General features: G+C 63.0%; 17 protein-coding genes. All 17 read left to right on the forward strand.

Annotated elements, in window-relative coordinates; genetic code table 11:
* Positions 1 to 6: 6 nt before the first annotated feature.
* Complete coding sequence (locus JN756_RS00770; protein ID WP_236255067.1) at positions 7 to 6,918, forward strand: Ig-like domain-containing protein; 6,912 nt, start codon at positions 7 to 9, stop codon at positions 6,916 to 6,918.
* A gap of 40 nt (positions 6,919 to 6,958) precedes the next feature.
* Positions 6,959 to 8,473, forward strand: coding sequence for a TolC family protein (locus JN756_RS00775; protein ID WP_201021697.1), 1,515 nt, complete (start codon positions 6,959 to 6,961; stop codon positions 8,471 to 8,473).
* Entirely contained in the window at positions 8,457 to 9,044 is a 588-nt protein-coding gene (gene cysC / locus JN756_RS00780; RefSeq protein ID WP_201021698.1) for an adenylyl-sulfate kinase, read from the forward strand. The genes JN756_RS00775 and cysC overlap by 17 nt, the downstream gene beginning before the upstream one ends.
* A 65-nt stretch (positions 9,045 to 9,109) precedes the next feature.
* Entirely contained in the window at positions 9,110 to 9,346 is a 237-nt protein-coding gene (locus JN756_RS00785) for a DUF2789 domain-containing protein (protein ID WP_201021699.1), read from the forward strand.
* Positions 9,347 to 9,593: 247 nt separating this feature from the next.
* Complete coding sequence (locus tag JN756_RS00790; RefSeq protein WP_132849955.1) at positions 9,594 to 10,247, forward strand: hypothetical protein; 654 nt, start codon at positions 9,594 to 9,596, stop codon at positions 10,245 to 10,247.
* On the forward strand, positions 10,244 to 10,660 hold the full coding sequence (locus JN756_RS00795) for a hypothetical protein (RefSeq protein ID WP_177030627.1): 417 nt from the start codon (positions 10,244 to 10,246) through the stop codon (positions 10,658 to 10,660). The genes JN756_RS00790 and JN756_RS00795 overlap by 4 nt, the downstream gene beginning before the upstream one ends.
* 493 nt (positions 10,661 to 11,153) lie before the next feature.
* A complete protein-coding gene (locus tag JN756_RS00800) occupies positions 11,154 to 11,585 on the forward strand; it encodes a MarR family winged helix-turn-helix transcriptional regulator (protein ID WP_017845527.1) in 432 nt (143 codons plus the stop codon).
* Positions 11,582 to 13,660, forward strand: coding sequence for an FUSC family protein (locus JN756_RS00805; protein WP_126587695.1), 2,079 nt, complete (start codon positions 11,582 to 11,584; stop codon positions 13,658 to 13,660). Before JN756_RS00800 ends, JN756_RS00805 begins: the two co-directional genes overlap by 4 nt.
* Positions 13,657 to 13,866, forward strand: coding sequence for a DUF1656 domain-containing protein (locus tag JN756_RS00810; protein WP_046385111.1), 210 nt, complete (start codon positions 13,657 to 13,659; stop codon positions 13,864 to 13,866). The genes JN756_RS00805 and JN756_RS00810 overlap by 4 nt, the downstream gene beginning before the upstream one ends.
* Complete coding sequence (locus JN756_RS00815; RefSeq protein ID WP_017845524.1) at positions 13,863 to 14,753, forward strand: efflux RND transporter periplasmic adaptor subunit; 891 nt, start codon at positions 13,863 to 13,865, stop codon at positions 14,751 to 14,753. The genes JN756_RS00810 and JN756_RS00815 overlap by 4 nt, the downstream gene beginning before the upstream one ends.
* On the forward strand, positions 14,750 to 16,192 hold the full coding sequence (locus JN756_RS00820) for an efflux transporter outer membrane subunit (protein WP_046385110.1): 1,443 nt from the start codon (positions 14,750 to 14,752) through the stop codon (positions 16,190 to 16,192). Before JN756_RS00815 ends, JN756_RS00820 begins: the two co-directional genes overlap by 4 nt.
* A 96-nt stretch (positions 16,193 to 16,288) precedes the next feature.
* Positions 16,289 to 16,921, forward strand: coding sequence for a hypothetical protein (locus JN756_RS00825; RefSeq protein ID WP_026139839.1), 633 nt, complete (start codon positions 16,289 to 16,291; stop codon positions 16,919 to 16,921).
* Between the two features lie 149 nt (positions 16,922 to 17,070).
* Complete coding sequence (locus JN756_RS00830) at positions 17,071 to 18,567, forward strand: YdgA family protein (RefSeq protein ID WP_126587699.1); 1,497 nt, start codon at positions 17,071 to 17,073, stop codon at positions 18,565 to 18,567.
* A 301-nt stretch (positions 18,568 to 18,868) separates the two neighbouring features.
* Entirely contained in the window at positions 18,869 to 21,349 is a 2,481-nt protein-coding gene (gene pgaA / locus JN756_RS00835) for a poly-beta-1,6 N-acetyl-D-glucosamine export porin PgaA (RefSeq protein WP_057006045.1), read from the forward strand.
* 12 nt (positions 21,350 to 21,361) lie between these two features.
* Entirely contained in the window at positions 21,362 to 23,359 is a 1,998-nt protein-coding gene (gene pgaB / locus JN756_RS00840; RefSeq protein WP_046385107.1) for a poly-beta-1,6-N-acetyl-D-glucosamine N-deacetylase PgaB, read from the forward strand.
* 2 nt (positions 23,360 to 23,361) lie between these two features.
* Positions 23,362 to 24,708, forward strand: a complete 1,347-nt coding sequence (gene pgaC / locus JN756_RS00845; protein WP_046385106.1) for a poly-beta-1,6-N-acetyl-D-glucosamine synthase — start codon at positions 23,362 to 23,364, stop codon at positions 24,706 to 24,708.
* Positions 24,705 to 25,187, forward strand: a complete 483-nt coding sequence (gene pgaD, locus JN756_RS00850) for a poly-beta-1,6-N-acetyl-D-glucosamine biosynthesis protein PgaD (protein WP_046385105.1) — start codon at positions 24,705 to 24,707, stop codon at positions 25,185 to 25,187. The genes pgaC and pgaD overlap by 4 nt, the downstream gene beginning before the upstream one ends.
* The last annotated feature ends 382 nt before the right edge of the window (positions 25,188 to 25,569 follow it).

Genomic DNA, 25,569 nt, shown 5'->3' on the forward strand with positions numbered 1-25,569 from the left:
ACGCCGATGATTATGTCCCTGGAACCGCGCATGCTGTTCGACGGCGCAGTGGCCGCCACCGTGGCCGATGCGGCCCAGGCCGACAGCCACGCCACCGCAGATGCTGCGGCCAAGGCGCCGACGACCACCGAACACGCCGCCACCGGCAGCGAAAGCCACGCGCAGTCCGACGCGCCCGCCACCCCCGCGCCGGTTGCCGTGCCGGGGCAGAGCGTGGTGTTTGTCGATGCCCGCGTGAAGGATTCCGCCGAGCTGCTCAAAGGCGTCGCACCCGGCACCCAAGTGGTGCAACTGGATGCGAGCAAGGACGGCCTGCAGCAGATCGCCGATTACCTGGGCAGCCATCAGGGCGTCAGCTCGGTGCAGATCATCGCCCACGGCAATGCCGGTGATCTGTGGCTGGGCAGTACCTATTTGTCTGCCGACAACGTCGCGGCCCGCAGCGAAGTGCTGGCGCAGATCGGTCAGGACATGAACGTGGGCGGCGATATCCTGATCTACGCCTGCAACACCGCCGCTGGCGACAAAGGCATCAACTTTGTCGACTCCCTGGCGCAACTGACCGGGCGCGATGTTGCCGCGTCCACCAACCGCACCGGCCTGGGCGGCGACTGGACCCTGGAAGTCGCCACCGGCTCCATCGAAAGTCATACGGCGTTGTCGTACCAGGCGATGTCGGCGTATCAGTACGGCCTGGCGACCATTACCGTGACCAGCAACGCTGACAGTGGCGTCGGTTCACTGCGTTCGGCCCTGAGCAGCGCGGTGGCGGGTGATATCGTCACCTTCAACTCCAGCATGACGGTCAACCTGAATTCGCAACTGGTCATCAGCAAGAACCTGACCGTCGAGGGCGACCTGAACCTCGATGGCGTTGCTGATGTGACCCTCAGCGGGCAGCACAAGACCCAGGTGCTCAAGGTTAACAGCGGTGTCACCGCGACCTTGGACGGCTTGGTTATCACCCAGGGTCTAGCGGCTGGCAACGGCGGCAATGGCAGCGCCAATAGCAGCGGTGCCACCGCAGCCAATTTGTTGGGGGCGGGGATAAGTAACTTCGGTGTCCTGACCCTGAATAATGTCAGCGTGACAGCGAACGCGGCCTCAGGCGGCGGCGGTGGTGGTGGCGCGGGCGTTGGTAATGCCAGCGGTGGCGGTGGTGGTGGCGGCGCGTTGGGCGGCGGCATCGGCGGGACTGGCGGCAACTCCGGGGCCAACCTGTACGCCGGTATCGCAGGTTCAACCAACCTTGGGGGGGCAGGCGGGGGCGCCTACACCATGGGCGGTCGCGGTGGTTCGAGCGTCGGTGGCGCCGGCTCGACCGGTGTCGGGGGTTATACCAACGGCTCCGCGGGTGGCACAGCGAGCTCTGGCGCCTTGTCGATCGGCGGCGGCGGGGGTGGTTCCGGCTGGGATGGTGCCGGTGGCAAGGGCGGCGGAGCGGCTGGCGGTATCTACAACGCCAGCGGCGCCACCCTGACCATCGTCGGCACCAGCTCGATTACCGGTAACATCGGTGCCGGCGGCGGCGGCGGTGGCGGTTCGGCTACCGGCAGCGGCACTACTCTGAATGGCGGTGACGGTGGCCTGGGTGTCGGTGCCATCTGGAACAAAGGCACGGTATTGATCACGGCGGCCAACTTCGCGGCGCTGGGCGGTTCGGCCAACACCGGTGCCAGTGGTAACGGTGGCTTGGCCACCAACGCCTCGGCGGGCAGCAAACCCACAGCAGTCAACGGTCTGTTCAACGATATCGGCGGAACGGCGAACACCGCTTACAGTCCGGCCCCTGTCGCGACCATCGTGGTCAGCAACACCGCGCAGCACATCGGCAGCACCTCGCAGGTGACCATTACCTTCAACCAGGCCGTGACCGGCTTTACCAGCGCCGATCTGACGATCAGCAACGGTACCCTGGGCACCCTGACTACCAGCGACAACATCACCTACACCGCGACCTTTACGCCGAGCGCGAGCGTGACCAGCGCCACCAACCAGATTGTCCTCGACAATACCGGCGTCACCGCCACGTCGACGGGGACACCAGGGACCGGCACCACCTCGTCCAACAGCTTCAGCATCGATACCGTGCGCCCAACCGCGACCGTTACGGTCGTTGCGCCGACGTTGAGCACCACGGTCAACTCGACGGTGAACATTACCTTCAGCGAAGCGGTGAGCGGTTTCAGCCTTACTGACATGTCGGCGTCCAACGGCACCCTGAGCAACCTGACCACCAGTGACAATATCCACTGGACCGCGACCCTGACACCAAGCGCCAGCAACAGCAGCAGCGGCAATGTCGTTACCCTGGACAACACCCTCTATACCGATACCGCGACCAACGCCGGTACCGGCACGACCACGTCCAACACCTATGCGATCGACACGGTGCTGCCGACCTCGACCATTGTGGTGTCCGATACCGCACTGAGTATCAGCGGTAACACGTCCCTGGTGACCATCACCTTCAGCGAGGCGGTCACCGGGCTCACCGTCGGCGCCTTCACGGTCGCCGACGGCGTCCTGAGCAACTTGGGCAGCAACGACGGTGGTCTCACGTGGACCGCAACCCTGACTGCGACCCCTGGGGCCTCCCATACCGGCGATGTCATCACCCTGAACAACACCGCGGTCAGTGATGGCGCGGGCAACGCCGGCAGTGGCACCACCAATTCCAACACCTATGCGGTCGACACCGCGCGGCCGAACGCGACTGTCGTGTTCGCCAACACCAACCTGGGCATCGGCCAGACCTCGCTGGTGACCATCACCTTCAGTGAAGCCGTGACCGGTTTCACCAACGCCGACCTGATAGTGTCCAATGGCACCCTGAGCGCGGTCAGCAGCAACGACGGTGGTACCACCTGGACCGCCACCTTTACCCCGACGGCGAGTATCGTCAGCGCGAGCAACCACATCACCCTGGACAACACCGGGGTCCAGGACGTGGCGGGCAACGCCGGCAGCGGCACTACCACGTCGAACAACGTGGCCATCGACGGCGTGCGTCCGACCGCGACCCTGGTGGTTGCGAGCAACTCCCTGGGCATTGGCCAGACCTCGCTGGTGACCATTACCTTCTCGGAAGCCGTGGTCGGTTTCTCCAATGTCGACCTGACGGTGTCCAATGGCACCCTGAGTGCGGTGAGCAGCAACGACGGTGGCATCACCTGGACCGCGACCTTCACGCCGAGTGCAAACCTCACCGACACCACCAACGTCATCACCCTGGACAATACCGGCTATAGCGACACCAGCGGCAACACCGGCACCGGCACCAGCGACTCCAATAACTACGTCATCGATACCGTGCGCCCCACCGCGACCATCGTGGTCGCCGACCCGGCGCTGACCGCTGGCGAAACGTCGCTGGTGACGATCACCTTCAGCGAAGCCGTGACCGGCTTCACCCTCGCCGACCTGACGGCAAGCCACGGCAGCCTGAGCAGCCTGAGCAGCGCCGACGGCGGCATCACCTGGACCGCGACCTTCACCCCAGGAACGAACACCAACAGCGCGAGCAACGTGATCACCCTGGCCAACACCGGCATCGCCGACCTGTCCGGCAACGCAGGCGCGAGCACCACCAACTCGGCGAATTACACCGTCGATACGGTGTTGCCTTCGGCGACCATCGTGGTGGCCAACCCGACGCTGAAAATCGGTGACTCCTCCCAAGTGATGATTACGTTCAACGAGGCCGTGACCGGTTTCAGCAATGCCGACTTGACGATCACCAATGGCACCTTGAGCGCGGTCAGCAGCAGCGACGGCGGCATTACCTGGGGCGCGACGTTCACCCCGAGCAGCGCGATCAGCGACGCCACCAACCTGATCACCCTGGACAACAGCGGTGTCCAGGCGGCGGTGTCGGGTAATGTCGGCGTCGGCACCAGCAATTCCAATAACTACGCCATCGACACCCAACGTCCGACCGCGACGGTGGTGGTGAACAACGACCACCTGGGGATCGGCGGCTCGTCGCTGGTGACCATCACTTTCAGCGAAGCAGTGACCGGGTTCAGCCTGGCCGATCTGACCACCGACAATGGCACCCTGAGCAGCCTGAGCACCAGCGACAACATCACCTATACCGCGACGTTGACGCCTGTGGCAGGCGTCTCTCAGAACAACAATCACATTGTCCTGGATAACACCGGCGTGGTCGACGGCGTCGGTAACGTCGGGTCTGGCACCACGTCGTCCAACGCCTATATGATCGACAGCCAGCGGCCAACGGCGACCATCGTGATGGCCGACCCTGTGTTGAGTGCCGGCGAAACTTCCCTGGTCACGGTCACGTTCTCGGAAGCCGTCAGCGGTTTTGACAACAGCGACCTGAACGCACCCAACGGCACCCTCTCGACAGTCAGCAGCGCGGATGGCGGCGTGACCTGGACGGCGACTTTCACACCGACCGGCAACGTCCGCGACACCACCAACCTGATCAGCCTGAACAACGCCGGCTACACCGACCTGGCCGGCAACGCCGGCAGCGGTGTCACCAACTCGGGTAACTTCACCATCGACACGGTGCAGCCGAGCGCAACTATCGTCGTCGCCGACAATGCCCTGAAAATCGGCGACACCTCGCTGGTCACCATTACCTTCTCCGAAGCGGTCAGCGGTTTTACCAACGCCGACCTGACGATCGCCAACGGCACGCTGACCGCCGTCAGCAGCAACGACGGCGGCGTGACGTGGAGAGCCACCTTCACGCCGAGCAGCGCGATCAGCGACACCAGCAACGTGATCACCCTGGACAACAGCGGTGTGCAAAACGGCTCCGGCAACAGCGGCAGCGGCACCACCGATTCGAACAACTACGCCGTCGACACCGTGCGCCCAACGGCCACCATCGTGGTCGCGAACCCGGCCCTCGGCGTGGGTGACAGCTCACTGGTGGTGATCACCTTCTCGGAGGCGGTCACCGGGCTCAGCAACGCCGATCTGACGATCAACAACGGCACTTTGAGCACCGTGAGCAGTGCGGACGGCGGCGTGACCTGGACCGCGACGTTCACCCCGACGTCCGGCATCACCGACACCAGCAACGTGATCACCCTGGACAACACCGGCATCGCCGATCTGGCGGGCAACAGCGACAGCGGCACCACCGACTCGAACAACTACACCATCGACAGCCAGCGGCCAACGGCGACCATCGTGATGGCCGACCCTGTGTTGAGTGCCGGCGAAACCTCCTTGGTCACGGTCACCTTCTCGGAAGCCGTCAGCGGTTTTGACAACAGCGACCTGAACGTCGCCCATGGCACCCTGAGCGCGGTCAGCAGCAGCGACGGCGGCATCACCTGGACGGCTCTCTTCACACCGGCGGCGGGTATCCGCGCCGCCAGCAACGTGATCACCCTGGCCAATACCGGCATTGCCGACCTGGCCGGCAACGCCGGTACGGGAACGACCGACTCGGCCAACTACAGCATCGACACCGTGCTGCCGACGGCGACCATCGTGGTCGGCGACACCGCCCTCAAGGCCGGCGAGACCGCCCCGGTGACCATCACCTTCTCCGAGGCTGTCAGCGGTTTCACCCTGGCCGACCTGAGCGTGGCCAACGGCGTGCTGAGCAACCTGGGCTCCAGCGACGGCGGCGTGACCTGGACCGCGACCCTGACGCCGACGGCCGACGTGACCGACACCAGCAACCTGATCAGCCTGGACAACAGCGGCGTACAGACCGCCGCCGGCAACGCGGGCAGCGGCAGCACCGATTCGAACAACTATGCGATCGACACCCAGCGCCCGACCGCGACCATTTCGGTGGCCAACGGCACCCTGGGCATCGGCCAGACCACCACCGTCACCATCGGCTTCAGCGAGGCCGTCAGCGGTTTCGATCTGTCTGACCTGAGCGTGGCCAACGGCGTGCTGTCCAACCTGGCCAGCAACGATGGCGGCAAAACCTGGACCGCCACCCTGACCCCGATGGCGGCGATTACCGATGCGACCAACGTGATCGTGCTGGACGCCGGCCAGGTCAACGATGCTGCCGGTAACGCCGGCAGCGGCATTGCGATCTCGAACAACTTCGTGATCGATGGCGAACGCCCGACGGCGACCATCACCATTGCCAACCCGAACCTGACCGTCGGCCAGACCACCACCGTCACGTTTACCTTCAGTGAGAAAGTCAGCGGCTTCGTGCTGGATGACCTCAGCGTGGCCAACGGCACCTTGTCCAACCTGGCCAGCAACGACGGCGGCAAAACCTGGACCGCGACCCTCACACCGACGGCCAACCTCAACGACCCGAGCAACTTCATCACCCTCGACACGGGCCTGGTGAATGACATGACGGGCAACGCTGGCAGCGGTTATGCCAATTCCAACAACTACGCGATCAACACCATTGCCCTGACCGGCGACCCGCTGTTCCGCGTCACCGAGCCGGCACCGCCACCCGGCGCGCCGGATGTGCCGCTGCAACCGATCGTGTTTGGCCGGCCCGTGGGCGACCTGGGTTCACCCATTGGCTTCCCGGCGTTGTTCGAACAGCGCGAGATGGGCGCGGGCTTGCCGCCTATCGGTAACATCTTCATTCGCAACGGTGCCTTGGCGCCCAGCTTCATTGCCCAGGTGTTCAACAGCGACAGTGGCGCGAACGGCGGCGCGCAGGGCTTCCTCGGTTTTGGCGGCGGCGATGGCGGGGTGTTTGGTTCAAGCACCTTGTCGGGGTTGTTCAATCGCGAGAGCGGCGGCGGGGACAGTGGCCTCAAGGCGTTCGACAGCCGAGCGATCCAGGGCGGCGGTGACGCGGCGCAAGGCCTGCGGGGCGTGTTCGGCGCCCCGACCCTGGGCCAGCAATTGCAGCAGATCAAAGACGTGGAACAGCGTCAGGTGATTGACCTGGCGAAGGCATTGCAACAGGTCGGCATCAGCGAAATGCAGGCCTGACACACTTAAATCAAGGCGCAGTAACAGGGGCAGTCCAAGGATGAATACAGTTCATAAGTTGTTCGGCGCCAGCGTGCTGGCGCTGGCGATCGGCGGTTGTGCGGTCACCAGCGAGCCGATTGAGCGCAGTGTCAGTGAGCAGCGAGCCCGCAGCGACCTGCACGGTATGTACAAGGATCAGGAGCCATTGAACGGCCCGTTGACACTGCACCAGGCCATGGCCCGGGCGGTTAAATACAACCTCGAAGGGCGCTTGAAGATCATGGAGGAGGCCCTGGCCAAGCGCCAACTCGACCTCGCCAGTTTCGACATGCTGCCGCGCATGGCGTTGTCCGCCGGTTACGCCGGGCGCAACAACACCAACGCCTCCAGCAGCCAGAGTGTTCGCACCGGCACCCAGTCCCTGGAGCCGTCGACATCCCAGGACCGCGACCGTCGCGTGGCCGACCTGACCATGGTGTGGAACGTCCTCGACTTTGGCGTCAGCTACATCAGTGCCAAACAGCAAGGCGACCAACGCCTGATCGTCCAGGAGCGGCGCCGCAAGGTGATCAACACCATCGTCCAGGACGTGCGCTCGGCCTATTGGCGGGCGGTCGCGGCCGAACGCCTGCTGACCCAGATCGACAGCCTGATGGCGCGGGTCGACCAGGCCCAGAGCAACAGCCAAAGCATGAGCGAGCAGCGTATCGGCGACCCGATCCAGGCCCTGGGCTACCAGCGCTCGCTGATCGAAGCCACGCGCCAATTGCAGGAACAGCGCCGCGCGCTCTCCCTGGCCAAGACTGAACTGTCGACCCTGATCAACCTGCCCATGGGCACCGACCTCAAGCTGGCCACGCCGGACGACTACGCCGTGCCGCAGCTCAAGGTCAACTTCGCCAGCCTGGAACAGGAAGCCCTGGCCAACCGCCCTGAACTGCGCGAGCAGGACTACCAGACCCGCATCAGCGCCGCCGAAACCCGCAAGGCCATGCTGCGCCTGCTGCCGGGCCTGGAATTCTCGGCCGGTGGGCATTACGACAGCAACTCGTTCCTGGTGGACAACCGCTGGGCCGACTACGGCGCCAAGGTCACCTGGAACCTGTTCAACGTGCTCTCCGCCCCGGCGGCCATCGACGTCGCCAAGGCCGGCGAAGAAGTCGCCACCGCACGGCGCCAGGCCATGTCCATCGCGGTGCTGGCGCAACTCTACGTCGCCAACGCGAACTTCCAGGACGCCGTGCGCCAGTTCAAGACCAACGAACAGCTGGCCGACATCGACGGGCAGATCCTCACCCAACTGCGCAACCGTCACCAAGCCGCAGGCCTGGGCGAACTGGACCTGATCCAGGGCGAACTCAATACCCTGCAAGCCGACCTGCGCCGCGACCTGGCCTACGCCGACCTGCGCAACGCCTACGGCCAGATCTTCGCCAGCGCCGGGCTCGACCCGTTGCCGGAGCAGGTCGATTCCGACCGCGTGCAGTCCATCGCCACCGCGCTGGCCGGCCGCGAATCGGCGTGGGCCGCCGGCAACATCGCCGCCCCGGTGCCCCGTGCCGCCGCCAAGTAACCTGGTGGCACCGACCGCGAGCATCACGCGTGCCCAGCGTGAGGCTCGCAACGGTCATCGCGGCGTGGCGATCCTGCTGACCGGCCTGCCGGCGTCGGGTAAATCGACCCTGGCCCAAGGGCTGCAGGCGGCGTTGTTCGAACAAGGCCGACACAGCATCGTGCTCGACGGCGATGCCTTGCGTGGCGGCTTGAACAAAGACCTGGGGTTTGCCGACGGCGACCGCCTGGAAAACATCCGCCGCGCCGCCGAACTGGCGGCGTTGCTGGTGGACAACGGGCAAATCGTGATCCTGGCGCTGATCGCGCCGTTGGTCGAATTACGCGCGGTGCTCGCCGAACGCCTGGGCGCGGACTATCGGGAAGTGTGGTGCAACGCCGCACTGGACATCTGCGAACGCCGCGACCCCAAAGGCCACTACGCCCGCGCCCGACGCGGCGAACTGCCGGGGTTCACCGGCATCGGCTCACCCTACGAACCACCGCCGCAAGCCGCCCTGGTCCTGGAGACCGGCCAGCTATCCGTGCAGCAATGCGTCGCACAACTGCAGGCCTGGTTGCAAACCCTGTAGCGCAAGCTCGCGCCTGCCGTGGGTGAGGGCTAGACTCGGATAAACCCATCTATCCGGAGCTCATCATGCAATCGCCTGAACACAGCTTGCCCTCCCTGTTCAAACAACTCGGCCTGGCCGACGACCCCGCTGGCATCGAGCAGTTCGTCACCGCGCACTCACCGCTCAAGGCGGACCTGAAACTGGCCGATGCGTTTTTCTGGACGGATAGCCAGAAAGCGTTTTTGCGTGAGGAAATTCTGGAGGATGCGGATTGGGCTGAAGTGGTGGATGAGTTGAACCTGATGTTGCGGCGTAATTGAGAGGTGTAAAAAAATCTTTGATGAAATGCCGTAATGTAAAAAAAATTAGTGTGCGGTAAAAAACTGGGCTGTAAGCGGCCCAGTTAATTTTTTCTGGAAAGCTTCGCACCATGGCAATCGACCTGCGCGCTGGGGTGGGTGATACACGAGGTTGGGAAATTTCCTATCGACTAATAGGAAGTGGATGATGGTGGGCAGAGTGAGGAACCCTTATCAACAGGGGCTGACTCCTTATTCTGAACACAACATGAAACGACTGATCCCCCGCGCTGAAATTGAACAATATGACCTCACAAAAATCGAGAGTCCCTATTTTGCCGGCAGCAAAGTAAGGGAGTTTTTCCGTGCGCCTTATGCGTTGCAGGGACTGAGTGAACTTCTTGGTGAATGCAATATTTCCCCTGTTTTTTGTTCTGGGGAAAAAGATCAAAGGCGAGTGTTGGATAAACTCGCGGCAGGTGATTGGTTATTCGTGACGGATCATCCCTTCGTTCCTTTAAGTAGAGCGTGTCGCGTTAAATACGGGCATCTGATGGGCCGTCGGCTTTATATCGGACCGGGTAAGTGGGAAAAGGTCAGCATCGATTACGATGGCATTAAAAACGCCGCACTATTGGTGGCTAATCGATTAGTTTCCATGGGTGATGAGGGGCGAATGTTCTTATCGGATGGCAAGGATCTCGCGAACACCACTAGGGTTATGACTCAACGGTGGGTGCGGCTTGACAGTCGCGATGATCAGCTCACTCACAGATCGGTTGAGCGGCGGTATGGTGATCTACGGCATATCAAACAACGCTATCTGGAAGGGGATGACAATTGGCTACAGGGTGGAAAATCCTGGCACTGGCAACCTGTAACACCTGATGTGGCCTATGAATACAAGGATGTTAAAAAATGACACGCAAACAGATCTTATGGTTTTGGGGAGCCATGGATGCCCTTTATCTGATTCGCTATGCAGTGGCCAGCGCAATAGAGGGAAGGATTCCATATTTAAGTGATCTTGAAAGTGCTTTATGGGTGCTGCGTGATCATAGCGTTGTGCAGTTATTCATGTTCGGCTTTGCCATGCTGCTGCAAGTTTCCATTGTGATCTCGTGCTTGCTGTTCTTTCTTGGACGTGAACAGGTGAGATGGGTTACTTACCTTCAAACACCCTTGCGATTGGCTTTTATTGTGCCTTCTGTTTCGCTGTTGCTAGTGGGTGCTCAGCTTGTTCCCAACTACAACGTGGTGTTAATGGCTGCGTTAGTTGTTGTATCCGAGGCAGTGAAAGTCTGGAGCGTCTGGCGGTGGAGCAAAAGGTGCTGATATTTTCCGGCAGAGCTACTTAGGAGACTGAGCGGTCAATAAGCCGGTTGCACAGCAATCCTGAAGCCGACACCGATCCAAATGTGGGAGGGGGCTTGCCCCCGATAGCGGCAGATCAGTCAACCGTGTATTGCCTTCACTCCGCTATCGGGGGCAAGCCCCCTCCCACATGGGTCATGCGGCGTTGCGGCTATCGCTGAAAATCCAACCCTCACGCTGAAACCCGCTTTACTTACCCACGCGCCGCCCGAATGGCAGGCCGCACAGCAATCCTGAAGCCGACATCGATCCAAATGTGGGAGGGGGTCATGCGGCGTTGTGGCTATCGTTGAAGATCCAACCCTCACACTGAAAGCCGCTTTACTTACCGACACCACCCATCCGCTAAATTTGTTTCAAAACTTGACGCATCTAGCGCCATCCACCATATTGATAGTTAGCAAACTAACTGTATGCGAACGATCCAGTGCCCAAAACCCTCGAACAACTCCAGATGAACCTCAGCAGCAGCATGGTGGTGGGCGCCCGTAATTGGCGCAAAATCTGCCAGAACACGCTGGTGAGCTACGGTATTTCCGAAGCCTGCGCCGTGCCGTTGCTGATGATCGGCCGCCTGGGCGACGGGGTGCATCAAGTCAAAGTGGCCCAGGCTTCGGGGATGGAAAGCCCGTCGCTGGTGCGCCTGCTCGACCAACTGTGCAGCGGCGGCTATGTGTGCCGCAGCGAAGACACCCACGACCGCCGCGCCAAGGCCTTGAGCCTCACCGCGCGGGGCCGTGAGCTGGTACAGGCGGTGGAGGCGCAACTGGTGCGCCTGCGCCGCGACGTGCTGGCCGATATCGCGCCTGCGGACATGGAGGTTGCGCTGCGCGTGTTGCGCGCCTTCGAAGTCGCGCATCAATACCCTGTGGTTGCAGCATCTTGAGAGGATTTTTTACCGGCATGCCGCCGGCCAGGGACTGGTTCTACGGGGTACGCACGTTCGCGGCGTCGATGATCGCGTTGTACATCGCCATGCTCATGCAAATGCCGCGTCCGTACTGGGCGATGGCCACGGTGTACATCGTCTCCAGCCCGTTTGTCGGGCCGACCAGTTCCAAGGCGCTGTACCGTGCGATCGGCACCTTCATGGGCGCGGCGGCGGCGGTGGTGTTCGTGCCGATGTTTGTGCAATCGCCCTACCTGCTGGTGGTGGTGATTGCATTGTGGACGGGCACCCTGCTGTTTCTCTCCATGCACCTGCGCACCGCGAACAACTACGCCTTGATGCTGGCCGGCTACACCTTGCCGCTGATCGCCTTGCCGGTGGTGGATAACCCGCTGACGGTGTGGGACGTGGCTGAAGCGCGCACCGAGGAAATCTTTCTTGGCATCGCGGTGGCGGCGGTGGTCGGCGCAATGTTCTGGCCGCGGCGCCTGATGCCGGTGTTCGATGGCTCGGTGGCCAAGTGGTTCAGCGACGCCCAGGTCTACAGCCAGCGCTTTATGAGCCGCAACGTGGCGCGCGACGAAGTCAGCGCCTTGCGCGGCGGTATGGTCGCCACCTTCAACACGTTGGAATTGATGATCGGCCAGTTGCCCCACGAAGGCGCCCGGCCGCAGACGGTGCGCAACACCAAGGAACTGCGCGGGCGGATGATCCACCTGCTGCCGGTGGTGGATGCGCTCGACGATGCGCTATACGCCATCGAACACCGTGCGCCGGAGTTTCTCGAAACGCTCGCGCCGCTGTTGGAGGCCACGGATCAGTGGCTGCAAAGCACCACCGAGTCGGCCCCGTTGGAGCGCTGGCGCACCCTGCGTGACCAACTCGACGCGCTGCAACCGGCAGGCGAAGCGCTGGACGACCGCCACACGCTGCTGTTCTCCAACGCCCTGTATCGCCTGGGTGAGTGGATCGACCTGTGGCAAGACTGCCGCAGCCTGCAGGCCGCGATCCAATGCGAGAGCCAGGACACCTGGCGCGCCGTTTACCGCCACTGGCGCCTGGGCCGCCTGACGCCTTTTCTCGACCGTGGCCTGATGTTCTACTCGGCGTTTTCCACCGTCACCGCGATCATCGTCGCCTCGGTGCTGTGGATTCTGCTGGGCTGGACTGACGGCGGCAGCGCCGTGATCCTGGCAGCCGTCGCCTGCAGCTTCTTTGCGTCGATGGACGACCCGGCGCCGCAGATCTACCGGTTCTTTTTCTGGACCGCCATGTCGGTGCTGTTCGCCAGCCTGTATCTGTTCCTGGTGCTGCCCAACCTGCACGATTTCCCCATGCTGGTGCTGGCGTTCGCGGTGCCGTTTATCTGCATCGGCACACTCACGGTCCAACCGCGTTTCTACCTGGGCATGCTGCTGACGTTAGTGAACACCTCGTCCTTCATCAGCATCCAGGGCGCCTATGACGCCGACTTCCTCAACTTCGCCAACGTCAACCTGGCCGGGCCCGTGGGCCTGCTGTTTGCCTTTGTGTGGACGCTGATCGCGCGGCCCTTCGGTGCCGAGTTGGCCGCCAAGCGCCTGACCCGGTTCACCTGGCACGACATCGTCGGCCTGACCGAACCGGCGAACCTGGCCGAACAACGGCACCTGGCCGCGCAAATGCTCGACCGCTTGATGCAGCACCTGCCGCGCCTGGCCATCATCGGCCATGACACCGGCGTCGCCCTGCGCGATTTGCGCGTGGCGCTGAACCTGCTCGACCTGCTGGCCTACTCGCCACGGATCTACGGCGTACCGCGGGTGTTGCTCGGCCAAGTGGTGGAAGGCGTCGGCGCTTACTACAAGGCCTGCCTCAAGGCGGGCCGACGCTTGCCTTCGCCCAGCGGCCTGCTGATGACCCTCGACCGCACGCGCCGCGCCCTCAACGGCCAAGGCCTGCAAGACGAAGACGACACCCGCCTGCATCTGTTGCATGCCCTGGCGGGTCTGCGCCTGGCGCTGTTGCCCGGCGTGGAATTGATTGGCGGCACCGAGACCGAAGCGCCGCTGCCTGATGGAGCGCCTTTATGATCGGTGATCTGGATATCAGCGGGGTGTTCCTGCCCACGCTGCTGGTGCTGATGGGCATTGCTTACGTGTTGTTTCTGCTGGTGCACGGGTTGTTGACCCGTCTGCACTTTTATCGCCTGGTCTGGCACCGGGCATTGTTCAACGTGGGGCTCTACGCGCTGTTGCTGGGCGCGGTGGACTCACTCAGTCGATACCTGATGACATGAAAAAACCTTTTTTGACCATCGGCCGTGTCGTCCTGACGTTGTTGATCGTGAGCTTCGCGGTCGTCGTCGTATGGCGCATGGTCATGTACTACATGTTTGCGCCCTGGACCCGTGACGGCCACATCCGTGCCGATATCGTGCAGATCGCCCCGGACGTGTCCGGGCTGATCCAGCGCGTCGACGTGCGCGACAACCAACTGGTGAGCAAAGGCCAGGTGCTGTTCGCCGTCGACCAGGACCGCTTCAAGCTGGCCCTGCGCCAGGCCCAGGCCGCCGTGGCCGACCGCCAGGAAACCCTGGCCCAGGCCCAGCGCGAGTACAAGCGTAACCGTGGCCTGGGCAACCTGGTGCCGAGCGAGCAACTGGAAGAAAGCCAGTCCCGCGTCGCCCGTGCCCAGTCGGCCCTGGCCGAAGCGCAAGTGACGGTGGACTCGGCGCAACTCAACCTCGACCGTTCGGTGATCCGCAGCCCGGTGGACGGCTACGTCAACGACCGTGCGCCGCGCACGCAGGAGTTCGTCACCGCCGGGCGCCCGGTGCTGTCGGTGGTGGACAGCAACTCCTTCCATATCGACGGCTACTTCGAAGAGACCAAGCTCGACGGCATCCACGTCGGCATGGGCGTCGATATCCGTGTGATTGGCGACGGCGCCCGCCTGCACGGCCATGTGCAGAGCATCGTCGCCGGTATCGAGGACCGTGACCGCAGCAGCGGCGCCAACCTGCTGCCCAACGTCAACCCGGCGTTCAGCTGGGTGCGCCTGGCCCAGCGGATTCCGGTGCGTATCGCGTTTGACGAGGTGCCGGCGGACTTTCGCATGATCGCCGGGCGCACCGCGACGGTGTCGATCATCGGCGACAAGCCCAAGGACGGAGCCCAGCCATGAAGCAGATTTTGGCAACCGCGGCGCTGGGTGTGCTGTTGTCAGCCTGCCAGGTGGTCGGCCCGGATTATCGACTGCCGGACAAGGCCGCCATGAACCGTGGCGACCTGCAAGGGCAACTGGCGGGCGAGGGCGCCAACGTGGTCTCGGCGCCGGTGCCGGCGGACTGGTGGAAGCTGTACAACGACCCGCGCCTGGATGAACTGGTGCGCCAGGCCATGGCTTCCAACACCGACCTGCGCGTCGCCGCCGCCAACTTGCAGCGGGCGCGCTATCAGGTGCAGGAGGCTGAATCCGTCGGCGGCTGGAGCGCCGGCGCCAAGGCCGAAGCCCAGCGCCTGCAAGAGTCCGGCGAAGCGTTTTTACTCTCGGAAAAAGTCCCGGTGGGCAACATCGGCAGCGTGGGGATCACCACCTCGTATCAATTCGATCTGTTCGGCACCTTGCAGCGCGGCATCGAAAGCGCCCAGGCCAGCGCCGACGCAACCCAGGCCGCGGCCGATATTGCGCGGATCACCCTGGTCGCCGATGTGGTGCGTTCGTACACGCAAGTCTGCGCGGCCAACGAAGAGCTGGCGATCGCCAACGAATCCCTCGACCTGCAAGCCCAGAGCACGACGTTGACCCAGCGCCTGCGCGACGCCGGGCGCGGCGATGAAACCCAGGTCACCCGCTCGCAGACCCAGTACAAATCCTTGCGCGCCGACATGCCGCGCTACGAAGCTGCGCGCCAGGCCGGGCTGTTTCGCCTGTCGATGCTGCTGGCCAAGCCGGTGGCGCAACTGCCGGCGGGCACCGGTACGTGCGCCGAACTCCCGCACATCGCCCAACTGCTGCCGGTGGGCGATGGCGCGACGCTGCTCAAGCGTCGCCCCGATGTGCGCCAGGCGGAACGCCAACTGGCCGCGGCCACTGCGCGCATCGGCGTGGCCACGGGCGCGCTGTACCCGGACATCAGCATCGGCGCCTCGGTCAGCACGGTCGGGTTGCTCGAAAATCTCGGCACACCGGCCACCAACCGCTGGGGCTTTGGCCCGATGATCAGTTGGACCGTGCCGACCAACGGCGCCCGCGCGCGCATCCACGAAGCCGAAGCGGCGACCCAGGGCGCCCTCGCGCACTTCGACGGGGTGGTGCTCAACGCCATCCGCGAAACCCAGACCGGCCTGGCGCAGTACACCGCGCAGTTACAGCGCCGCGATGCCCTGGCCGAAGCCGACGCATCGGCCAAGGAAGCCGCAGACCAGACCCACCGCTTCTTCCAGGCCGGCCGCGCATCGTTCCTCGCCGACCTGCAAGCCACGCGCACCTACACCGATGTGCGCGCGCAACTGGCGGCGGCCAACACCCAGGTTGCCATGAGCCAGATCGATCTGTTCCTGGCCCTGGGCGGCGGCTGGGAAAGCGGACGAACGCAAGCCTCACAGCCCGGCAAACCCTGAGCAGCTAGCTATGCTTTGACAAGCGGGCCGCCATGCTTTTTGACCGGCAGAGGGCCCGCCTGACACAGCTCGCGTTTGCTCATGGGGATTCCAATAATGAAAAACCCTTATGCTCCCGCTTTCTGGTGCGTGTGCTTCGCACTGGTGTTGTTATCGGCGGCCTACTTCTACGGCGTCATGCTCGCTCACCGAATCGACACGGCCATGGTGTTTCTCGACAGCGCCTGCCTGGTGATCGGCACCTTGTCCATCGGCGTCGTCGCCTGGGCGTCCTACCAAAACCAAAAGGTGAAGAAAAAACTCCTCGAACAAGGCAAGACCCGCGTCGCGATCTGGGACACCAAGGTCGCCCTGCGCCGGGTCGAAACCGTGTTCGACCGCTATTTCTGGGGCAGCTATTGGCAGCCCGGGCGCACCTTCCAGGAAGTCATGGGCGACCTGACCGGCACGCCCCTGGAAAAAAGCCTCGAGACCCTGAAAAAACAATGCGTGCTGCTGGATCGGCAGGTCGCCGACGGTAGACATTGGCTGAATAATGCGCGGGAATTGTCCGATGTGGCCACGCAGATGGCCCGCGAACGCTACCAACTGGACTTCTGCGACCCCAAGGTCGATACCCCCGGTAATGCCGTGATACACCGTGAATTCGAGGTGTTGGTGTACACCTGGACCGCCCGGTTGAAGAGTTTCGACCACCAGTTGGACGAGATCGAAACGGAATATTCCTGAACTTGCGTGGAACTGATCCCTCTGAAAGTCTGGGCCGTTCGCGGCCGCCAGTGCTAATCTTCCCCCCGTTTTTCGGCGGGCTTGAGCCAACCTCACTCGGGGTTCAAGGAAGACAGCCCACTTCTCACAGGATTTGATCAGGTCACCTCATGAATAAGCCAGCAGTCGTTCTTTTGGGTTTTGTTGTCGCCGTTGGCGTCGTCAGTGCAGGCGGCGCCTGGTACACCGGTAAGCAACTGGAACCGGTGCTGCAAACCGCGATCCAGAACGCCAACAAGGAACTGAAGACCTCCATGGCCGGCGTCGACGGCACGATGGCCCTTGAGCTGGTGTCCCTGGAGCGTGGCGTGTTCAGCAGCACCGCCCATTACCGCCTGAAAGCACAAGGTGCGGTCTTCGGCGAAGACAACCCGAACCCTGAATTGCTGTTCGTCGACCATATCGAACACGGCCCGCTGCCGTTGTCGCGCCTGGTCACGCTGAAATGGCTGCCGGTCATGGCCACCAGTCACTATGAGTTGGAAAAGAACGCCACCACCGAGAAGTGGTTTGCCGCCGCCAAAGACGTGTCGCCGCTCAAGGGCGTGGCCAACATCGGCTACAGCCTCTCGGTCAACGGCAACGTCGAATTGCTGCCCCTGGCGTTCAAGGACGACAAGTCGTCGGTGAGCTTCTCCGGTGCCAACCTGAACTTCGACAGCAGCGCCGAAGGCAAGAAGGTCAAGGCCGACGGTTACATGAACAGCCTCAAGGTCGCCGTCGTCGACGCCAATGGCTCGCCGTTCGAAGCCGAACTAGCCGGGCTGACAGTGGCCAGCAACCTGGAAAAATCCACGTTCGGTTTCTACACCGGGCAGAACACCGTGGAACTGACCGACACCAAGCTCACCATGGGCCCGCAGAAGGCCGTGCTGACCCTCAAGGGCTTCGAGCAGAAAGACACCAGCGACACCAAGGACAACAACCTGGCCGGGCGCGTCGATTACAAGATCGACGAGATCGGTTACCAGGGCAAACCCGTGGGTTCGGCCGCCATGGCCCTGAGCATGAAGAACGTCGACGTGCCGTCGATGCTGGTGCTGACCAAGCTCTATCAGGACAAGATGGCACCCGTGCAGGCCGCCGCTGCCGCCGGGGAACCGGTACCCGAGCTGCAACTGAGCGACGCCGAGCAGGCCCTGGCCGATACCAACGTCAACCAACTGCTGGCCGCCAAGCCGCAAGTGGCGGTGGAAAACCTGTCGCTGAAAACCACCCGTGGCGAAAGCAAATTCAGCCTGGTCGTGGACCTGGCCAAGCCAAGCAGCATGGAACTGCCGCCGATGGAGCTGGGCAAGCAGATCATCGCGTTGCTCGATGCCAACCTGAGCCTGTCCAAGCCAATGATCGCCGACGTTGCCGCCCTGCAAGCGCAGCTCGGTGGTGTGACCGACCCTGAAGCCATCGAGCAGCAATCCCAGATGGCCAGCGAGATGATCAGCGGCATGGCCGTCGGTACGCAACTGGCGACCCTGGTCGGCAGCGACGTGGTGTCCAAGCTGCACTACGCCAACAACGAAGTGACGTTCAACGGCCAGAAGATGACGGTTGAGCAGTTCCTCTCCTTCGTCATGTCCAAAGTCGGTGCGATGGGCGGCGCGCAGTAAAAAATTCTGCAGCGGTCAGAAATAAAAAAAGCGGGGGCGGGTTTGCGGGTGAAACGGGTCAAATAGTCGCCATGGCGATTGGCTGAAGCCCCGTTATCTTCGGTAAGTCCGCCGCCACATTGATTTTTTTCAGGATGTCGGGCAATTCTGAACAATTGTTCTGAATTGGACTTTTTCCTATTTTCTTGAGGGATAGTTCCCACAGGAAAGCTAGGCCGGGTCCCGAGACGCCGGCACCCTGCAGCAAATTGCTCAGGACCACCTATCGTTACAGCTTTCCGTGTGTAAGGAAGCTCGCGATATGTTGCCAAACCCACCACTCAGTGCATCAGGCCGGTTGCGGCTGCTCATCGGGGTCGCCTTGTGCAGTCAGTTGCTGATGCCCACCTTCGCCGTGGCCGACCCGGCCTATGACGCCCTGATCATCCAGGCGCGCAACGGCAACTTCACCCCCGCGCTGACCCAACTGCGCCAGTTGCCTGCCGAACGGCAGACAGCGGGCCAGGTCAGCGACCATCTGGTGATCGCCGGGTGGGCCGGCCAGGACGCCGAAGTACTGAAGGTGTACGAGGCCCAGGGCCAGAATCGCAACCTCACGCCCCAGGCGCTCGCCACGGTGGCGCGCACCTATCGCAACCAACAGCAGTGGGCCAAGGCCGAGGCGGTGTATCGCCAGGCGTTGCTGCGTGAACCGAACAATACCGACCTGCAACTCGGCCTGGCGTTGACCCAGGCCGACGGCGGCCAAGCCAGCGAGGCCGTGCAGCGCACCCGCGCAATGGTCGCGGCCAAGCCCGACGACCCCAACCGGCGCATGGCCCTGGGCTACGCGCTGACCCGCGCCGGCTTGAATTACGACGCCCTGTTCGAGTTCGACCAAGCGTTTATCCGCGCCGGCGACAAGCCTGAAGTTGCCCGTGAATACATCGTCGCCCTGCAAAAGGCCCGCCTGCCGGAGCCGGCCTTGCGTCTGGCGACCCAGCGCCCGGGCCTGCTCGACCCCGTCACCCAGCGCCGCCTCGAAGGCGACCTGGCCGCCGAACGGGTACGCATGGCCGAGTTCGCCACGCGCACCGAGAAAGAACGCTACGTGATCGCCGACCGCGCCCTGCAGGACTACGACAAATTGCTCACCCGCTGGACCCCCGATGCCAGCGCCCATGACGACGTGGTGCGCTGGCGCATCGACCGCCTGGGCGCACTCAAGGCCCGGGCGCGCACCGCCGAGGTGATTCGCGAGTACGAAACCCTCACGGCCGAAGGCGTGCAATTGCCGACCTACGCAGTGCGCTGGGTGGCGGCGTCCTACCTTGACCAGCGCCAGCCGGAAAAGGCCGAGCCGCTGTATCGCCAGGCACTGAGCGCCACCGACGCCGAGCCCGATGACCGGGTCGAAGACAGCACGGCCTTGTTCTACGCCCTGCAGGAAAGCGACAAAGGTGTCGAAGCCCGCAAGGTCGCCACTACCCTCGCCGACAACCAGAAACCGCGGGTCGAACTCAAAGGCCTGCCCATCGGCAACCCCAACGATGCATGGATGGATGCCCAGCAACTGTCGGCGCAGTCCGGCGTGTACGGGGGCGATCTGCCGGGCAGCGAAGCCGGCCTGGAAGCCCTGGTGGCACGGGCTCCGGGCAACGTCGGCCTGCGCCTGGCCCAGGCGGACATGTACCGCGCCCGCGACCTGCCACGGCGCGCCGAAGCGACCCTCAAGGAAACCGAAGCCCAGGTGCCGCGCGACATCAGCCTGGAAGTGTCCCAGGCCTACACCGCCATGGATCTGCAGGAGTGGCGCCAACTCGACGTGCTCGCCGACGACGTCATCGCCCGCAACCCCGACAGCCGCCAGGTGCAGCGTCTCCAGCGCCTGCGCAACGTCCACGACATGGCCGAAGTGCGCGTCGAGGCCTACACCGGCAAAAGCTATGGCGGCGGTAATAACGGCGACGTGGGCGCGGTCACCGGCAGCCGTGACTGGGGCATTGAAAGCGTGATCTACACGCCGCCCATTGATGAAGACTGGCGCCTGTTCGCCGGCGCCGGCTACGCCACCGCCGACTTTTCCGAAGGCACCGGCCAGCACCGTTGGCAGCGCGTGGGCGTGGAGCGGCGGACCCGCGACATGACCCTGGAAGCCGAGGTGTCCAACCATTCCTACGGCTTTGGCTCCAAACAAGGCGCGCGCGTGTCGATCGCCCGCGACATCAACGATAACTGGCAATACGGCGGCAGCCTCGATTACCTCTCGGCCACCACACCGTTGCGTGCGCTGAATGCCGACATCACGGCCAACGGCGGCAGCGGCTTCATCCGCTGGCGCGCCAATGAAAGCCGTGAGTGGAAGCTGTCCCTCAGCCCGTCCCACTTCAGCGACGGCAACGACCGCATCGAAACCTTGCTCACTGGCCGCGAGGGCATCTACAGCTCGCCGGGCGTGCAAGTGGACCTGGGCCTGGAAGTCAGCGCCAGCCACAACAGCAAGGCCGACACGGTGTACTTCAACCCGAAGTCGGACTTCAGCGTGTTGCCCACCGTCACCGTCAACCATGTGCTCTATCACCGCTACGAGACCCAGTGGAGTCAGCAGTTCCAAGTCGGAGCGGGTACGTATAGCCAGAGGGATTATTCCACCGGCGGTGTCGGCTTGATCGGTTACGGCCAACGCTTTCGCTGGAACGACGTTCTCGAAGCCGGCGCCAACCTGAGCCTGATCAGTCGACCCTATGACGGTGATCGCGAACGCGATCTGCGCCTGCTCGTCGACCTCACTTACCGTTTCTAGAAGAGCCTGACCATGACTGTCCTCAGCCGTTGCTTGCTGGTCCTGGGTGTATTGCTGGCCAGTGCCTGCGCCCAGCAGCCCGCCCCTTTCACTCCACCCGCCGAGCGGCCGACCCCGGCCAACGAAGTGCCGTGGCCGAAAAACCATTTCCTGGGCATTGCCTATCACGACGTCGAGGATCGCGACCCCGACCAGGCGGTGGTGGCGGTGCGTACCGAACGTTTGATCGAGCAGTTGGCCTGGCTGCGGGAGAACGGTTACCAGGCGGTCAGTGTCGACCAGATCCTCGCGGCCCGCCGTGGCGGTCCAGCGCTGCCGCCGAAAGCCGTGATGCTCAGCTTCGATGATGGCTATTCGAGCTTCTATACCCGCGTGATGCCGATACTGCGGGCCTATCACTGGCCGGCCCTGCTCGCGCCGGTTGGCACCTGGATCGACACGCCGATGAACCAACCGGTGGACTTCGCCGGCTCACCGCGCCCGCGGGGTGAGTTCCTGACCTGGGCGCAGATCCGCGAAGTGTCCCGCTCGGGTCTGGTGGAAATCGCCGCGCACACCGATGCCAGTCACAAAGGGATATTGGCCAACCCCCAGGGCAACCTGGAGCCGGCGGCGACCTCCCTGCGCTTCGATCCGGCCACCGGCCGCTATGAAACCCAGGCGCAGTTCGAGGCGCGGATGCGCGCGGATGTCGTGGCGATCTCCAACAAGATCCGCAGCGTCACCGGCAAGGCACCGCGGGTGTGGGTATGGCCCTACGGCGCAGCCAAGGGCACCTCGCTGGCGATCGTCGGCGAGCAGGGCTATGAGATGGCCCTGACCCTGGAAGACGGCCTCGACAGCTCGTCCAACCTGATGAACAGCCCGCGCTTCCTGGTGGCGTCCGACCCGGACGGCGAACATTTCGCCAACAGCATCGTCGCGGTGCAAACCCAGGCACCGCTGCGGGTGCTGCATGTGGACCTGGACAACGTCTACGACCCGGACCCGGCCCAACAAGCGCGCAACCTCGACCAACTGGTGCAGCGCGTGGTGGACATGGGCGCGGGCACCGTGTTCCTGCAAGCCTTCGCCGACCCCAAGGGTGATGGCCTAGTGCATCAACTGTACTTCCCCAACCGCCACTTGCCGGTGCGTGCCGACCTGTTCAACCGTGTCGCCTGGCAGTTGCACACCCGTGCCCATGCCAGCGTGTATGCCTGGATGCCGGTGCTCAGTTTCGCCCTCGACCCCAAGCTGCCGCGCGTGACCCGCTGGGACCCGGAGACCGGCAAGGTCGGCCTCGACCCGGATCAATACCAGCGCCTGTCGCCGTTCGACCCGCAGGTGCGCAAGATCATTGGCGAGATCTATGAGGACCTGGCCCGCAACAATGCCATCGACGGCGTGCTGTACCACGACGATGCGCTGCTGTCCGACTTCGAAGACGCCAGCCCCGCCGCGCTCAAGGTCTATGCCGCCAACGGCCTGCCCGCCAGCATCGCGGCCCTGCGCGCCGACCCGGCGGTGATGCAGCGTTGGACGCGCTTCAAGAGTCGTTACCTGATCGACTTCACCCAGGAGCTGACCGCCAAGGTCCGCGCCATCGGTGGTCCGCAGGTGCAGACCGCGCGCAATATCTTCGCCGAGCCGATGCTCAACCCGCAGAGCGAAGCGTGGTTCGCGCAGAACCTCGACGACTTCCTCCAGACCTATGACTGGACCGCGCCGATGGCCATGCCGCTGATGGAAGGCGAGACGCTCAAGAATTCCAATGCCTGGCTGGAAAAACTGGTCGCCACGGTCAAGGCGCGCCCCGGCGCACTGGAACGCACCGTATTCGAACTGCAAGCCAAAGACTGGCGCACCAAGGCCGCGCCGGACCTGAACGGTGCGCAATTGGCCGAATGGATGGGCGTGCTCAAACGCCAGGGGGTCACGAGTTTTGGCTACTACCCGGACAACTTCCTGGAAAATTCCCCGGACTTGAAAACCGTGCGTCCGGCCCTTTCCAACCAATGGAACCCTTGACCATGTTCGATAGAATCCTGGCTTTATTCGTACTGGCGTTGGTATTGGGCGTGCCCCTGGGCTTGATCTTCCTGATCACCGGGCAATTCCTGATGGACTTCGTGTTCTTCTACCCGCTGTTCATGTCGGCGCTGTGGATCGCCGGCGGCCTGTACTTCTGGCTGCACTGGGAGCGCCACTGGCCGTGGGAAGAAGACACGCCGGCGCCGACCCTGGCCGGCAACCCGCTGATCTCGATCATCATCCCTTGCTACAACGAAGGCGATAACGCCGCCGAGACCATTCATGCGGCGCTGGGCCAGGTGTACCCGAACATTGAAGTGATCGCCGTCAACGACGGCTCCAAGGACAACACGGCAGCGGTGCTCGATGCCTTGGCCTTGGAGCATCCGCGCCTGCGGGTGCTGCACCTGGCGCAGAACCAGGGCAAGGCCGTGGCCTTGCGCATGGGCGCCGTGGCGGCGCGCAGCGAGTACCTGGTGTGCATCGACGGCGATGCGCTGCTCGACAAAAACGCGGCGGCCTACCTGGTGGCGCCGATGCTCGACAACCCGCGCCTGGGCGCCGTCACCGGCAACCCACGCATCCGCACGCGCTCGACCTTGATCGGCCGCGTGCAGGTCGGCGAGTTCTCCTCGATCATCGGCTTGATCAAGCGCACCCAGCGTGTGTTCGGACGGATCTTCACGGTCTCCGGTGTGGTGGTGGCGTTCCGTAAAAAGGCGCTCGACCGCGTCGACTACTGGAGCACCGACATGATCACCGAAGACATCGATATCAGTTGGAAGCTGCAACTCGATCACTGGAGCATCTTCTACGAGCCGCGCGGCCTGTGCTGGATTCTCATGCCCGAAACCGTCGGTGGCCTGTGGAAACAGCGCCTGCGCTGGGCCCAGGGTGGCGCCGAAGTGCTGTTCAAGAACATCCGTGGCATCTGGCAATGGCGGCATCGTTACCTGTGGCCGCTGCTGTTCGAATACTGCCTGTCCACCGGCTGGGCCTTCACCTTCCTGTTGTCGGTGATCTTCTGGGCCGTGGGTAAGTTCATCGTGCTGCCCCCGGCGATCGCGGTGGACTCCCTGGTGCCTCCCGCCTTTACCGGGCTGGTGCTGGCGATGGTGTGCCTGGTGCAGTTTGCCGTGAGCATCCTGATCGACCGGCGCTACGAAAAAGACCTGTGGAAAACCCTGTTCTGGACCGTGTGGTACCCGATGGTGTTCTGGCTGGTCAGCTTGTTCACCACATTGGTCAGTTTTCCCAAGGTGTTGTTCAAGCAGCATCAGAAGCGTGCGCGCTGGGTCAGCCCGGATCGCGGTATCAAACCTGTCAATAAGGACGCGAGATCATGAAACTGGTGAGAACTCGTCAAAACCCGGTGATGTGGGTTATCGATGTGGTGTTGACCCTGCTGGCCTGGGCCGGGCTGATTTGGTTGTTGGTGCGCGGCATTACGTCGATGCTGGACAGCCATGGTGGCCCGCGCCTGGAAGCGCCGATTTTCGCGGCGCTCAACACCCTGCAGATCTACCTGTGGATCGCCCTGTTCAACGCTGTGATCCTGATCAGTTGGGCGCGTTACCAGCAACGCAAGGGACGCAAGTTCGCCCAGCGCCGCGCCGAGGCCAATGCGCTCAGTGATAAGAACCTCAGTGAGAGCTTCAAGCTGGACGAGGGGGCCCTGGAGCAACTGCGCAGGCCGGGTGTGCTGGTCATCCACAACGACGAGCATGGCGGCGTCGAGGACGTGAAGTCGCATGTCTCCCGCGACGTGGAACGCCCGCCGCTGACCCTGGTGCCCGGCCAGGAAAAAGGCAAGGACATCGGCTGAAGGCCAGACCACGCCGCTCTTTGTGGTCGCTGTGGAGCCCCGGCGAGGCTCTACAGCGCCTCCAGCGGTTCTGCAGCATCAGGTTTGCCGCTCGTCGCCAATCGGTTTGCCCTGCAATCTCGATAAATGAGCCCTGGTTCACAAAACTCCTGCGAACTTTTCCGTCTTTCCCGGTACTAACCTAACTCGGCAATAACTTGATGGCCAAGTAGTGGCAATTAATAAGTTATTCGCTGAATCAACATCAAAATAGTTGCCGTTTGTCGGAATAATACTTCCGGTGAGCGCTTGCTTATCTGTTTTGATTATTTTTATGGTTATAAATCAGTGTGTTGCAGAACTATCTAGAACTTTCGTGCAACTAATCCAGTTCCTTGGGTCA

Origin of the sequence: Pseudomonas sp. Y39-6, assembly GCF_023651955.1 — a bacterium.
Taxonomy (GTDB): Bacteria; Pseudomonadota; Gammaproteobacteria; order Pseudomonadales; family Pseudomonadaceae; genus Aquipseudomonas; species Aquipseudomonas veronii.

Coding starts and splice junctions, on each gene's coding strand:
- JN756_RS00770 (WP_236255067.1), top strand. CDS start 7: ATGATTATGTCCCTGGAACCGCGCATGCTGTTCGACGGCGCAGTGGCC.
- JN756_RS00775 (WP_201021697.1), top strand. CDS start 6,959: ATGAATACAGTTCATAAGTTGTTCGGCGCCAGCGTGCTGGCGCTGGCG.
- JN756_RS00785 (WP_201021699.1), top strand. CDS start 9,110: ATGCAATCGCCTGAACACAGCTTGCCCTCCCTGTTCAAACAACTCGGC.
- JN756_RS00790 (WP_132849955.1), top strand. CDS start 9,594: ATGAAACGACTGATCCCCCGCGCTGAAATTGAACAATATGACCTCACA.
- JN756_RS00795 (WP_177030627.1), top strand. CDS start 10,244: ATGACACGCAAACAGATCTTATGGTTTTGGGGAGCCATGGATGCCCTT.
- JN756_RS00800 (WP_017845527.1), top strand. CDS start 11,154: ATGAACCTCAGCAGCAGCATGGTGGTGGGCGCCCGTAATTGGCGCAAA.
- JN756_RS00810 (WP_046385111.1), top strand. CDS start 13,657: ATGATCGGTGATCTGGATATCAGCGGGGTGTTCCTGCCCACGCTGCTG.
- JN756_RS00815 (WP_017845524.1), top strand. CDS start 13,863: ATGAAAAAACCTTTTTTGACCATCGGCCGTGTCGTCCTGACGTTGTTG.
- JN756_RS00820 (WP_046385110.1), top strand. CDS start 14,750: ATGAAGCAGATTTTGGCAACCGCGGCGCTGGGTGTGCTGTTGTCAGCC.
- JN756_RS00825 (WP_026139839.1), top strand. CDS start 16,289: ATGAAAAACCCTTATGCTCCCGCTTTCTGGTGCGTGTGCTTCGCACTG.
- JN756_RS00830 (WP_126587699.1), top strand. CDS start 17,071: ATGAATAAGCCAGCAGTCGTTCTTTTGGGTTTTGTTGTCGCCGTTGGC.
- pgaA (WP_057006045.1), top strand. CDS start 18,869: ATGTTGCCAAACCCACCACTCAGTGCATCAGGCCGGTTGCGGCTGCTC.
- pgaB (WP_046385107.1), top strand. CDS start 21,362: ATGACTGTCCTCAGCCGTTGCTTGCTGGTCCTGGGTGTATTGCTGGCC.
- pgaC (WP_046385106.1), top strand. CDS start 23,362: ATGTTCGATAGAATCCTGGCTTTATTCGTACTGGCGTTGGTATTGGGC.
- pgaD (WP_046385105.1), top strand. CDS start 24,705: ATGAAACTGGTGAGAACTCGTCAAAACCCGGTGATGTGGGTTATCGAT.